The sequence below is a fragment of the Citrobacter sp. 21OH12SH02A-Citro genome (genome assembly GCF_027919895.1).
Taxonomy (GTDB): domain Bacteria; phylum Pseudomonadota; class Gammaproteobacteria; order Enterobacterales; family Enterobacteriaceae; genus Citrobacter; species Citrobacter braakii.
Genome location: NZ_CP114801.1, coordinates 720,043 through 733,042 on the forward strand (window position 1 = coordinate 720,043; position 13,000 = coordinate 733,042).

The following is a 13,000-nucleotide window of genomic DNA, read 5'->3' on the forward strand; positions in this document are numbered from 1 at the left end:
ACCACGATTAATGAGCGATATGGCAGAGCGCCTGGCGCTGCATGAATTCACGGAAACCGCCTATCTGAACTACTCCATGTACGTCATCATGGACAGGGCGTTGCCGTTTATTGGCGATGGTTTGAAACCCGTTCAGCGTCGCATCGTGTACGCGATGTCCGAACTGGGGCTGAATGCCAGCGCCAAATTTAAAAAATCCGCCCGTACCGTCGGTGACGTACTGGGTAAATACCACCCACACGGCGACAGCGCTTGTTATGAAGCGATGGTACTGATGGCGCAGCCGTTCTCTTACCGTTATCCGTTGGTCGACGGGCAGGGGAACTGGGGGGCGCCGGACGATCCGAAATCCTTCGCGGCGATGCGTTATACCGAATCCCGCCTGTCTAAATATGCGGAAGTTCTGCTGGGTGAACTTGGCCAGGGAACGTCGGACTGGGTGCCAAACTTCGACGGCACCATGCAGGAGCCGAAGATGCTGCCTGCGCGTCTGCCAAATATTCTGTTGAACGGCACGACCGGTATTGCCGTTGGTATGGCGACGGACATTCCGCCACACAACCTGCGTGAAGTGGCGAAAGCGGCGATTACCCTGATTGAGCAGCCGAAAACGACGCTGGATCAGTTGCTGGACATCGTGCAGGGGCCGGACTACCCGACCGAAGCGGAGATCATTACCTCGCGGGCAGAGATTCGTAAGATTTACGAAAACGGGCGCGGCTCCGTACGTATGCGCGCGGTATGGACGAAAGAAGACGGCGCGGTGGTGATTTCCGCACTGCCGCATCAGGTTTCCGGGGCAAAAGTGCTGGAGCAGATCGCCGCTCAAATGCGCAATAAAAAGCTGCCGATGGTAGACGACCTGCGCGACGAATCGGATCACGAAAACCCGACCCGTCTGGTGATTGTCCCGCGCTCCAATCGTGTGGATATGGAGCAGGTGATGAACCACCTGTTTGCCACCACCGATCTGGAAAAAAGCTACCGCATCAATCTGAATATGATCGGTCTTGATGGTCGTCCGGCGGTGAAAAATCTGCTGGAGATCCTCACCGAATGGCTGGCGTTTCGCCGTGATACCGTACGTCGTCGCCTGAACTATCGTCTGGAAAAAGTGCTTAAACGCCTGCATATCCTTGAAGGTTTGCTGGTGGCGTTCCTCAACATTGACGAAGTGATCGAAATTATTCGTCATGAGGATGAACCTAAGCCCGAGCTGATGTCGCGGTTTGGCATTTCTGAAACCCAGGCTGAAGCCATTCTTGAGCTGAAATTGCGCCACCTTGCCAAACTCGAAGAGATGAAAATCCGCGGCGAGCAGGATGAGCTGGCGAAAGAGCGCGATCAGCTGCAAGGCATTCTGGCTTCTGAGCGTAAAATGAGTAACCTGCTGAAGAAAGAGCTGCAGGCTGATGCCGAGGCCTATGGCGACGAACGCCGCTCTCCTCTGCAGGAACGTGAAGAAGCGAAGGCGATGAGCGAGCACGACATGCTGCCGTCAGAGCCAGTGACCATTGTGCTGTCTCAGAGTGGTTGGGTGCGTAGCGCGAAAGGCCACGACATTGATGCGCCGGGATTAAGCTATAAAGCGGGCGACAGCTTTAAGTCTGCGGTGAAGGGTAAGAGCAACCAGCCAGTGGTGTTCGTGGACTCGACCGGACGCAGCTACGCCATCGACCCGATTACGCTGCCGTCGGCGCGTGGACAGGGTGAACCGCTGACCGGGAAGCTCACGCTGCCGCCGGGCGCGACGGTTGAGCACATGCTGATGGAAGGCGACGATCAGAAACTGCTGATGGCATCCGATGCGGGTTACGGTTTTGTCTGCACCTTCAACGACCTGGTAGCTCGTAACCGTGCTGGTAAGGCATTGATTACGCTGCCAGAAAATTCGCGCGTTATGCCGCCGGTTGTGATTGAAGATGAAACCGATATGCTGCTGGCAATCACCCAAGCCGGTCGCATGTTGATGTTCCCGGTAAGCGATTTGCCGCAATTGTCAAAAGGCAAAGGGAACAAGATTATCAATATCCCTTCAGCGGAAGCGGCGAAAGGCGAAGATGGCCTGGCGCAGCTCTACGTGCTGCCGCCACAAAGCACGCTGACTATCCACGTCGGTAAGCGCAAAATTAAACTGCGTCCTGAAGAGTTGCAGAAAGTGACCGGCGAGCGTGGCCGTCGCGGTACGCTAATGCGTGGTCTGCAGCGTATCGATCGCATTGACATTGACTCGCCTCGACGCGCCAGTCACGGCGACAGCGAAGAATAACGCTACCGTCCGGCTCTCCCTGTTTTAGCCCGGGGAGAGCCAACGTTAAAAATTCCCGTGAAACCGTTGTTTATTCGTGCGTTGCGATTAACAATACGCTTTTCCAGAGAGCCGCCCTTAACAAAGCCCTAACCTGATACTGCGTGATGAATCAGGTGACGTAAAATGCCAGGCTCTTAGGCCTCAGAGGTTGTTATGCTATATATTTTTCGTTTAATCATTACTGTTATTTACTGCGTTCTGGTCTGTATTTTCGGTTGCATATACTGTCTGTTCAGCCCACGAAATCCAAAACACGTCGCAACGTTCGGTCATATGTTTGGCCGCCTGGCTCCCCTTTATGGCCTGAAGGTTGAGTGCCGCATGCCGGCAGACGCGCAGAACTATGGTAATGCTATCTATATTTGTAATCATCAGAACAACTATGACATGGTTACCGCTGCGAATATTGTTCAGCCGCCGACGGTGACGGTAGGTAAAAAAAGCCTGTTGTGGATCCCATTCTTCGGGCTGCTGTACTGGTTAACCGGCAACCTGCTGATTGACAGAAACAACCGTACCAAAGCGCACAGCACCATTGCGGCGGTGGTGAATCATTTCAAAAAACGTCGTATTTCTATCTGGATGTTCCCGGAAGGAACGCGTAGCCGTGGTCGCGGTCTGCTGCCGTTTAAAACCGGCGCGTTTCATGCGGCGATTGCGGCGGGTGTCCCGGTTATTCCGGTGTGCGTTTCAACCACCTCGAATAAGATAAAACTCAACCGACTCAATAATGGTCTGGCGATTGTAGAGATGTTGCCGCCGGTAGATATTAGCCACTTTGGGAAAGATCAGGTTCGTGAACTGGCAGCGCATTGCCGTACGCTGATGGAACAAAAAATCGCAGAACTCGATAAAGAAGTTGCTGAGCGGGAAGCCGCCGGTAAGGTTTAATCCGCGCAATTCGGGTTTGTTACAGGAAAAGATTTCCTGCGTGTTAATCGCCAGTTTTTCATGGAGTTTATATGTCATTCAGTCGGCGTCAGTTCATTCAGGCATCGGGGATCGCACTGTGTGCAGGTGCTGTTCCGCTGAAGGCTAATGCTGCCGGTCAGCAACAACCGTTACCCGTACCTCCGCTGCTGGAGTCCCGTCGGGGGCAGCCGTTATTTATGACGCTGCAACGCGCCCACTGGTCCTTCACGCAAGGCACGCGCGCACCTGTCTGGGGGATTAACGGTCGCTACCTGGGACCGACGATCCGCGTCTGGAAAGGGGATGACGTCAAACTTATCTACAGCAACCGTCTGACTGAAAATGTCTCGATGACTGTCGCTGGATTACAGGTGCCAGGCCCGCTGATGGGCGGCCCGGCGCGCATGATGTCCCCTAATGCAGACTGGGCACCAGTGCTGCCGATTCGTCAGAATGCCGCTACGCTGTGGTATCACGCCAATACGCCAAATCGTACTGCCCAGCAGGTTTATAACGGTCTTGCCGGAATGTGGCTGATTGAAGATGAAGTGAGTAAATCACTGTCTATTCCCAACCACTACGGCGTGGATGATTTTCCGATCATTATCCAGGACAAGCGTCTGGACAACTTTGGTACGCCGGAATATAGCGAACCCGGCAGCGGTGGTTTTGTCGGTGATACCCTGCTGGTCAACGGGGCGCAAAGCCCATATGTCGAAGTCTCTCGCGGCTGGGTGCGTTTGCGTTTGCTGAACGCTTCAAACTCGCGTCGTTACCAGTTGCAAATGAGCGATGGCCGCGCGCTGCATGTGATTTCCAGCGATCAGGGCTTTTTACCTGCGCCCGTTTCGGTGAAGCAGCTCTCGCTGGCACCTGGCGAGCGCCGTGAGATCCTGGTGGATATGACTAACGGAAATGAGGTCTCTATCACCTGTGGTGAGGCGGCCAGCATTGTCGACAGGATCCGCGGATTCTTTGAGCCTTCCAGTATTCTCATCTCCACGCTGGTATTGACGCTGCGCCCGACCGGCCTCCTGCCGCTGGTGACCGACAGTCTGCCAATGCGCCTGCTGCCAACGGAAATCCTCAGTGGTTCACCGATTCGCAGCCGTGATATCAGTCTGGATGACGATCCCGGCATCAACGGTCAGCTGTGGGACGTCAACCGCATGGATATTACCGCTCAGCAGGGCTCCTGGGAGCGCTGGACGGTACGAGCGGATATGCCTCAGTCTTTCCATATCGAAGGCGTCTCGTTCCTGATCCGTAATGTGAATGGCGCAATGCCGTTCCCGGAAGACCGAGGCTGGAAAGATACCGTCTGGGTCGACGGCCAGGTTGAATTACTGGTCTACTATGGACAACCTTCCTGGGCTCATTTCCCGTTCTACTTTAACAGTCAGACGCTGGAAATGGCGGATCGTGGTTCGATCGGACAGATGTTGGTGAACCCGGCGCCGTAATGCGCCGGAGTTTCCGTTACGCCCGCCAGAACATGCGCGAGAACAGGATCAGAATGGGGTAAATCTCCAGACGCCCCATGATCATGGCCGCGCACATCAGAAGTTTTGCCTCCTCGTTTAAGGTGCCAAACGTCGTTGCGGTGATGCCAAATCCCAGCCCCATGTTATTGATGCAGGCGGCAACGGTGGCGAAAGAGGAGAAGAGATCGTAGCCCATCAGATTGAGCGCCCAGATAAAAAAGCTGGTAAATAAAACGTAGAGAAAGAAAAAGCTCCATACCGAACGCACTACTCGGTCGCTTACCACGTTATTGCCCACTTTGATATTCAGCAGGGCGCGAGGATGCGCGAGCTGGTGTAACTCCTGACGGCATTGCTTGAACATAATCAAAAAACGCAGCACCTTAATCCCCCCGCAGGTCGAGCCGACACAACCGCCGAAGAAACTGGCGCTGAGCAGCATGAATATCGTGTGCGAAGGCCACTGCGCATAATCCGCCGTCGACAGGCCATTATCTGTCAGCATGGAGCTGGCCAGAAAAAAGGCATGCACCAGGCTGTCCGTTATCCCGTACATACCCGCCCGCCAGACCTGCCAGGTGGCGATCAAGGTGACAACCAGCGCAATAAGCAGAAAGAAACGCAGCTCGGCATTACGACGAAAGGGCTTAAAGGTACGTTTCACAATAGCTACGTACCAGAGGGTGAAGTTAAACGCAGACAGCAGTGAAAACAGTCCGGCGACTAACTCAATAGCGTGGCTGTTATAAAACCCGATGCTCTCACTACGGGTGGAAAATCCGCCGAGAGAGACCGTCGACAGCCCGTGGCATAAGGCATCGAAAAACGACATCCCGGCAACCCAGTAGGCCAGAGTACAAATAAGGCCGAGAATGACGTAGGTCAGCCACAGCGTACGTGCGGTATCAGCAAGCCTTGGCGTGAGGCGTTCTTCTTTAAAGGGACCTGGCATTTCAGACTGATACAGCTTCATACCACCAATACCCAGCAGGGGTAATACCGCTACGGCAAGGACAATAACCCCCAGACCGCCAATAAAATTGAGCTGAGCCCGATAGTACAGATACGATTTCGGCAAGGCGCTGACGTCGTCAATTACCGTAGCGCCAGTGGTGGTTATCCCAGAAACCCCTTCGAACAGGGCATCGGCAAAGGAGAGATTTAAGCCATCGTCCATCCACATCGGCATGGCGCTGATAAACGAAAACAGCAGCCAGAACAGGACGATAATGACGAAGCCATCCCGGGTTCGTAGTTGAATTCCTGCATGTTTGGTTGCCAGCCACGCTCCACCGCCGAGGGTAAAGAACGTCATAAATGTGCTGAAAAAAGCGAAAAAGCTCCGCTCTTTATTTAACAGAGCAATGGTCATCGGCGGCAGCATGGAGAAGCTGTAGAGAAGAACCAGAAATCCGCACAGGTGAACAACTACCCGTAACTGGGAAATATGCAGTGAATCGTTGAGTCGCAATGAAAAATCCCCCGCCGAAAAAGAGTTATCTCAGCTGGCCGGCATGGTGTTAATTATGAATGATAAAAATGGGCGTCGTAAAATTTAACAATTTAAATCACTTTCTACTTGTCCGACTCAGACTCCACTTCATTTCTTGCCGACATACAGCGTATAATCCCCGGCCTTTGATTATTTTTTTACCATTTTTGGAAGCACTATGAGCGCAATATCCCTGATCCAGCCGGACAGAGACCTTTTCTCCTGGCCGCAGTACTGGGCAGCCTGTTTTGGCCCGGCACCATTTTTGCCGATGTCACGCGACGAAATGGACCAACTTGGCTGGGATAGCTGCGACATCATTCTGGTTACCGGCGATGCATACGTCGATCATCCCAGCTTTGGCATGGCAATTTGCGGCCGTATGCTGGAAGCGCAGGGCTTTCGTGTTGGGATTATCGCCCAGCCGGAGTGGAACAACAAAGACGATTTTATGCGTTTGGGTAAACCGAACCTGTTCTTTGGTGTAACCGCAGGCAACATGGATTCGATGATCAACCGTTATACCGCCGATCGCCGACTGCGCCATGACGATGCTTATACGCCAGACAACGTGGCGGGCAAACGCCCGGACCGCGCGACGCTGGTCTATACCCAGCGCTGTAAGGAAGCATGGAAAGATGTGCCGGTTATTCTCGGCGGTATTGAGGCCAGCCTGCGCCGTACCGCGCACTACGACTACTGGTCTGATACCGTTCGTCGCTCCGTGCTGGTGGATTCAAAAGCCGACATGCTGATGTTCGGTAACGGCGAACGTCCGCTGGTGGAAGTGGCGCATCGTCTGGCGATGGGTGAAACTATCGATCAGATCCGCGACGTGCGTAACACCGCGATTATGGTTAAAGAAGCGCTGCCGGGCTGGAGTGGGGTGGATTCCACGCGTCTCGACACGCCGGGCAAAATTGACCCGATCCCGCATCCATACGGCGAGGATTTGCCGTGTGCCGACAACAAACCTGTCGCACCGAAAAAGCAGGAAGCGAAAGCGGTAACTGTACAGCCGCCGCGCCCGAAACCGTGGGAAAAAACCTACGTGCTGCTGCCGTCCTTCGAAAAAGTGAAGGGCGATAAAGTGCTGTATGCACATGCGTCGCGTATCCTGCACCACGAAACCAACCCAGGCTGTGCGCGCGCGCTGATGCAAAAGCATGGCGATCGCTACATCTGGATCAACCCGCCAGCCATTCCGCTCTCTACCGAAGAAATGGACAGCGTCTTTGCGCTGCCGTACAAGCGCGTGCCGCATCCGGCGTATGGCGACAGCCGCATTCCGGCCTACGAGATGATCCGTTTCTCGATCAACATTATGCGTGGCTGTTTTGGCGGCTGCTCGTTCTGTTCGATCACCGAGCACGAAGGCCGCATCATCCAGAGCCGCTCTGAAGACTCGATCATCAATGAAATCGAAGCTATTCGCGACACCGTTCCGGGCTTTACCGGCGTGATTTCCGATCTCGGCGGCCCAACGGCGAACATGTATATGCTGCGCTGTAAGTCACCGCGTGCGGAGCAAACCTGCCGTCGTTTGTCATGCGTCTACCCGGATATTTGTCCGCATATGGATACTAACCACGAGCCGACGATTAACCTCTATCGCCGTGCGCGTGATTTGAAAGGCATTAAAAAGATCCTTATCGCTTCAGGTGTGCGCTATGACATCGCGGTTGAAGATCCGCGCTATATCAAAGAGCTGGCTACCCACCACGTGGGCGGCTATCTGAAGATTGCGCCAGAGCATACTGAAGAAGGCCCGCTGTCGAAGATGATGAAGCCGGGGATGGGCAGCTACGATCGCTTTAAGGAATTGTTCGACACCTACTCTAAACAGGCCGGTAAAGAGCAGTACCTGATCCCATACTTTATTTCTGCGCATCCTGGGACGCGTGACGAGGATATGGTGAATCTGGCGCTGTGGCTGAAGCAACGTCGTTTCCGTCTGGATCAGGTGCAGAACTTCTATCCATCACCATTGGCGAACTCCACAACCATGTATTACACCGGGAAAAACCCGCTGGGTAAAATTGGTTACAAGAGTGAAGACGTGGTGGTGCCGAAAGGTGATAAACAGCGTCGTCTGCATAAAGCGCTGCTGCGTTACCATGATCCAGCCAACTGGCCGTTAATCCGCCAGGCGCTGGAAGATATGGGTAAAAAGCATCTGATCGGTGGTCGTCGCGAATGTCTGGTTCCGGCGCCTACGCTGGAAGAGATGCGCGAAGCGCGTCGCCAGAACCGTCATACCCGTCCGGCGTTGACCAAGCACACGCCTGTGGCGCATCAGCGCCAGACGCCTGCCGCGAACAAAAAACGTGGGAAAGTAGCAGGGCGCTAATCTGTCTTGCCCGGGAGTGAAATGTTTACCGGGCCTGAAAGACCGTCGGCCGGATAAGGTGCCATCTGGCAGAAGTGCTCAGTAATTATGCCTCACGAATTCTGGCCGCTAATGCGGCCAGTTTTGCATCATCCGCCCGTTCATGATCGTGTGACGACAGATATCCTTCATACTGCTCGAAAAATTGGTTCTGCTGCGATTCAATCGGCTTCCAGTGGGGCAGATCGCATGGGACTCAATTAGCTGTGCACGTGGTCTACGCCGAAATTCAAATCAGTAAAGGCCCGACGAGATGTCGGGCAGGAGAGAAGGGGTTAACCGCCGAACTGGTCCGGGTCTGGTCCCAGACGTTTGCCCTGATCGAGCTTTGCGATTTCGCCTAATTCATCTTTATCCAGGCGGAAGTCCCAGACGTTAAAGTTTTCTGCGATACGCGCAGGAGTGACTGATTTCGGAATAACCACCAGGCCGCTATCCAGATGCCAGCGGATGACAATCTGCGCCGGTGATTTGCCATATTTCTCCGCGAGATCGCGGATAATCTTTTGATCAAAGACGTCTTTGCCGCCCTGCGCCAGCGGGCTCCAGGATTCGGTCTGGATTTTATGCGTTGCGTTCCAGGCGTGCAGTTGGCGCTGTTGCATAAGCGGATGAAGTTCTATCTGGTTAATCACCGGTGGTACGCCGGTTTCATCCATCAGTCGCTGGAGATGATTGATCTGAAAGTTACACACGCCGATGCTCTTAATCAGCCCTTCTTTTTGCAGATCGATCATGCTTTCCCACGCTTCAACGTAGTGGTCGATCGCCGGCACTGGCCAGTGCATCAGATAAAGATCGAGGTAATCGAGCTGGAGTTTCTCCATGCTTTCGAGCAAGGCTTCCCGAGGGCGTTTCTGGTCATCATTCCACAGCTTGGTGGTGATGAATAACTCTTCCCGCGGTACGCCCGCATCGCGTATTGCTTTGCCGACACCTTCTTCGTTTTTGTACGCCGCAGCGGTATCAATTGAGCGATACCCCACTTCCAGCGCTTTGTGAATGGCAGTGATGACCTCTTCGTTACTTGCCTTCCAGACCCCCAGGCCCAGCTGCGGCATGACGTTACCATCCTGTAGTTTAATAATGGTTGGACCGGTCATAATTCCTCCCCTGAATTGAGTTTACCGAGGCAAGCCCCGGTAAGTTAGGTGTGACTTAAGTCTGGCCTATCCTCGTCATACTTCAAGCTGCATATGCGTTGGCTTTATTACGCGGCCCATCCATGAGCCTCGCCCTTTCAGGTCCGCTGCAAGCAGCGTTCAAATCTGCTCCCGGCAGGTTTGTCGTTTCACCCTCAGTCACTGACTTATGTAAGCTCCTGGGGATTCTCTCCTTTGCTGCCTTTATGCAACTCGAAATATTTAGAATAAAAATACCCAAAAATGAAAGGCGGAGGTGAAAAAACCTTAGCGGGCAGCTTCGTAAATCCGACGGCTGACCTCGAGCGTAATGTCCTGATGTTCGCCCAGTTTTGTACCGCCGTGCGCTTGCAGTTTTTCCAGTAGCGCTGGGATGGAGCTACCGTCCAGGCCGTAGTCAGACAGACGAGTCGGTACGCCCATTTGTTCGAAGAAAGCGCGGGTTGCGGCAATAGCGGCGTCGATGCGTTGGTCATCGGAACCTTCGGTGATATTCCAGATACGCTCTGCGTATTGCAGCAGTTTGGCACGTTTGGTATCGCGTTTTTCATTCCACAGCGCTGGCAGAACGATCGCCAATGTTTGAGCATGATCCAGACCGTGCATTGCGGTCAGTTCGTGGCCCAGCATATGCGTTGCCCAGTCCTGTGGTACGCCTGAGCCAATCAGGCCGTTCAGCGCCTGGGTTGCCGCCCACATAACGTTCGCACGCACGTTGTAATTTTCCGGCTCCTGCAATGCTTTCGGGCCTTCTTCTACCAGCGTAAGCAGAATACCTTCGGCAAAGCGATCCTGAATTTTCCCGTCTACCGGATAAGTCACATACTGCTCAACGGTATGTACGAAGGCATCTACGACGCCGTTCGCAACCTGACGCGGCGGCAGGGTATAGGTGTAAACCGGATCCAGCACGGCAAATACCGGCTGCACAAATGGGGTCATAAAGGCCAGCTTATCGCCGGTGGTTTTACGCGAAATGACCGCGCCGGAGTTAGATTCAGAGCCGGTTGCTGGCAGGGTTAATACGGAGCCCATCGGGATAGCGCTTGTTACGTCGTTGCCGTGGGTTTCCAGAATACGCCATGGATCGATGCCGTCAGCGTATTGTGCCGCAGCCGCGATGAATTTGGTGCCATCCAGCACCGAACCGCCGCCTACCGCCAGCAGGAACGTCACTTTCTCATCACGCACGATTTTTACCGCGTTCATCAGCGTTTCATAAGACGGGTTCGGCTCAATACCGCCAAACTCCAGCACGTCCAGGCCTTTCAGCGCATCCTGAACCTGTGCCAGGACACCGGTTTTTTTCACGCTACCGCCGCCATAGGTAACCAATACGCGAGCATCCTGAGGGATTTGATCGCGCAGCTCAGCAATCGCACCTTTACCAAACAGAATGCGGGTTGGGGTATGGAGATTAAAGTTGTTCATTGCTCGTTCCCTTATGTGGGTAAAAAAAGAGGGCAGGAGAGTGTCTGCCGGATGATGAACATTGTGGTCGTCAGCCGCGCTGCTCTCAATGCTCATTTCTGCCGATGTCTTGCCCATTTCTACAGACTGCTGGAGAAAACGGATAAATCTGCGCATTATGTCAGGGTTGCAAACCGATGATGAAATGGTGCTCTATGAACCGTGATGAGATCTGCCTTCTGCTGACAGATAAAATTAAGAAGCTGAAAAACAATGAAAATAAACTCAGCGAACTGCTGCCAGATGTCCGCCTGCTGCACGGCACTGAGCCGGCAGCGCGTACACCGGTAATGTATCAGCCAGGAATCATATTTCTCTTTTCGGGACATAAAATTGGTTATATCAATGAACGTGTATTTCGTTATGACGCCAACGAATACCTGTTGCTAACCGTACCGTTACCCTTTGAATGTGAAACGTATGCAACGCCGGAGGTTCCCCTGGCCGGTATCTACCTGAATGTCGATATTCTGCAATTGCAGGAGCTGTTGATGGACATTGGGGAAGATGAGCTGTTCCAGCCCGCCATGGCGGCCAGCGGGATCAACTCCGCGACGCTTTCTGACGAAATACTGTGCGCCGCTGAGCGCCTGCTGGATGTGATGGAGCGACCGCTGGATGCGCGTATTCTGGGGAAACAGATTATTCGCGAGATCCTCTACCATGTGTTGACCGGGCCGCGCGGCGGCGCATTACTGGCGCTGGTTAGCCGCCAGACGCATTTCAGTTTGATAAGCCGGGTGCTGAAGCGCATTGAAACCAAATACACCGAAAATCTCAATGTCGAACAACTGGCGGCAGAAGCGAACATGAGCGTGTCGGCGTTTCATCATAATTTTAAAGCGGTGACCAGCACGTCGCCGCTGCAATACCTGAAGAGTTATCGTCTGCATAAAGCACGGATGATGATGATCCACGACGGGATGAAGGCCAGTGCGGCTGCCATGCGCGTCGGCTATGAGAGCGCATCGCAATTCAGTCGGGAATTCAAACGTTTCTTTGGCGTAACACCGGGGGAGGATGCAGCCAGAATTCGAATGATGCAGGGGAGTTAAACTTGCTCAGCGCTGGCCTGATAAGCGAAACGTCATCAGGCGAAAATGCCGGGGGAACCCCGGCCTACGGTTAATACTCAGGCGCTACAGTATTTTTTTTTAATCACTACAAACAGGGTTCCCAACAGACCCGCGGTTAACAGGGCAATCGGCAGGATCATTAAAAAGGTCATCACCTGGTCTTCATGGCGTTTGACGAACGGGATCATGCTCAGCGCATAGCCAAAGCCGGTGACGACGGTGACCCACAGCAGACCGCTCAGCCAGTTAAAAAACTGGAACCGACGGTTTGGCAGGCCCGAAATTCCCGCCATTGTTGGCAGCAAGGTACGAACGAATGCCAGGAAACGCCCAGCCAGCAGTGCCATCAGCCCGTGTTGGTCAAACATGCAGGTAGCGCGCTGATGATATTTATCAGGTAATTGCGCCAGCCAGCCTTTTACCGTCCGTGTGTTGCCCAGCCAGCGTCCCTGAATGTAGCTCAGCCAGCAGCCCAGACTGGCTGCGGCAGTCAGAATAGCTATGGTAGGTATAAAACTCATCACGTCCTGAGCGATCAGCGCCCCTGCCAGCAATAACAGGCTGTCTCCGGGTAAAAAGGAGGCAGGCAGCAGGCCATTTTCTAAAAACAGTGTGGCGAACATTACGAAGTACACCACGCTCACAACGTGCGGATCCGCCAACGCGGCAAAATCGTGTTGCCAAAGCGCGGAGACAATATCTTGAATGACTACCATGGACTTTC

At 53.7% G+C, this 13,000-nt stretch carries 9 protein-coding genes and 1 pseudogene; 5 read left to right on the forward strand and 5 right to left on the reverse strand.

The genetic code is table 11. The annotated features are described in order from the left end of the window. The first annotated feature begins 10 nt into the window (after window positions 1-10). The 3 genes from parC to ftsP all read left to right on the forward strand — a co-directional run bounded on the left by parC (window position 11) and on the right by ftsP (window position 4,686). On the forward strand, window positions 11-2,269 hold the full coding sequence (gene parC, locus O6D90_RS03555; RefSeq protein WP_016157479.1) for a DNA topoisomerase IV subunit A: 2,259 nt from the start codon (window positions 11-13) through the stop codon (window positions 2,267-2,269). Window positions 2,270-2,464: 195 nt separating this feature from the next. Next, window positions 2,465-3,202: a 1-acylglycerol-3-phosphate O-acyltransferase gene (gene plsC, locus O6D90_RS03560; RefSeq protein ID WP_016154509.1), complete on the forward strand. Its 738-nt coding sequence runs from the start codon at window positions 2,465-2,467 to the stop codon at window positions 3,200-3,202. Between the two features lie 71 nt (window positions 3,203-3,273). Beyond that, window positions 3,274-4,686: a cell division protein FtsP gene (gene ftsP, locus O6D90_RS03565; protein ID WP_016154508.1), complete on the forward strand. Its 1,413-nt coding sequence runs from the start codon at window positions 3,274-3,276 to the stop codon at window positions 4,684-4,686. A gap of 16 nt (window positions 4,687-4,702) precedes the next feature. On the opposite strand, the gene O6D90_RS03570 is transcribed toward ftsP, so the two are convergent. Continuing rightward, the gene (locus O6D90_RS03570) at window positions 4,703-6,178 is read right to left on the reverse strand and encodes a TrkH family potassium uptake protein (protein ID WP_016157477.1); all 1,476 of its coding nucleotides are present in this window, start codon (window positions 6,176-6,178) and stop codon (window positions 4,703-4,705) included. Window positions 6,179-6,377: 199 nt separating this feature from the next. Here O6D90_RS03570 and O6D90_RS03575 point away from each other — a divergent pair, with 199 nt between their 5' ends. After that, entirely contained in the window at window positions 6,378-8,549 is a 2,172-nt protein-coding gene (locus O6D90_RS03575) for a YgiQ family radical SAM protein (RefSeq protein WP_003024532.1), read from the forward strand. Window positions 8,550-8,634: 85 nt separating this feature from the next. On the opposite strand, the pseudogene O6D90_RS03580 reads toward O6D90_RS03575, so the two are convergent. The 3 genes and pseudogenes from O6D90_RS03580 to yqhD all read right to left on the reverse strand — a co-directional run. Beyond that, a pseudogene (locus O6D90_RS03580) lies at window positions 8,635-8,815 on the reverse strand (hypothetical protein); the annotation flags it as partial. Window positions 8,816-8,863: 48 nt separating this feature from the next. Continuing rightward, window positions 8,864-9,691: a 2,5-didehydrogluconate reductase DkgA gene (dkgA, locus tag O6D90_RS03585; RefSeq protein WP_016154506.1), complete on the reverse strand. Its 828-nt coding sequence runs from the start codon at window positions 9,689-9,691 to the stop codon at window positions 8,864-8,866. 306 nt (window positions 9,692-9,997) lie between these two features. Continuing rightward, window positions 9,998-11,161 (reverse strand): alcohol dehydrogenase, encoded by a 1,164-nt coding sequence (gene yqhD, locus O6D90_RS03590; RefSeq protein WP_016157476.1) that lies wholly within the window; start codon window positions 11,159-11,161, stop codon window positions 9,998-10,000. A 194-nt stretch (window positions 11,162-11,355) separates the two neighbouring features. Here yqhD and O6D90_RS03595 point away from each other — a divergent pair, with 194 nt between their 5' ends. Further along, complete coding sequence (locus O6D90_RS03595) at window positions 11,356-12,255, forward strand: AraC family transcriptional regulator (protein WP_141195433.1); 900 nt, start codon at window positions 11,356-11,358, stop codon at window positions 12,253-12,255. Window positions 12,256-12,332: 77 nt separating this feature from the next. Here the strand turns inward: O6D90_RS03595 and yghB are convergent, their stop codons facing one another. Beyond that, window positions 12,333-12,992: a DedA family general envelope maintenance protein YghB gene (gene yghB, locus O6D90_RS03600; protein WP_016154504.1), complete on the reverse strand. Its 660-nt coding sequence runs from the start codon at window positions 12,990-12,992 to the stop codon at window positions 12,333-12,335. Window positions 12,993-13,000: the final 8 nt, after the last annotated feature.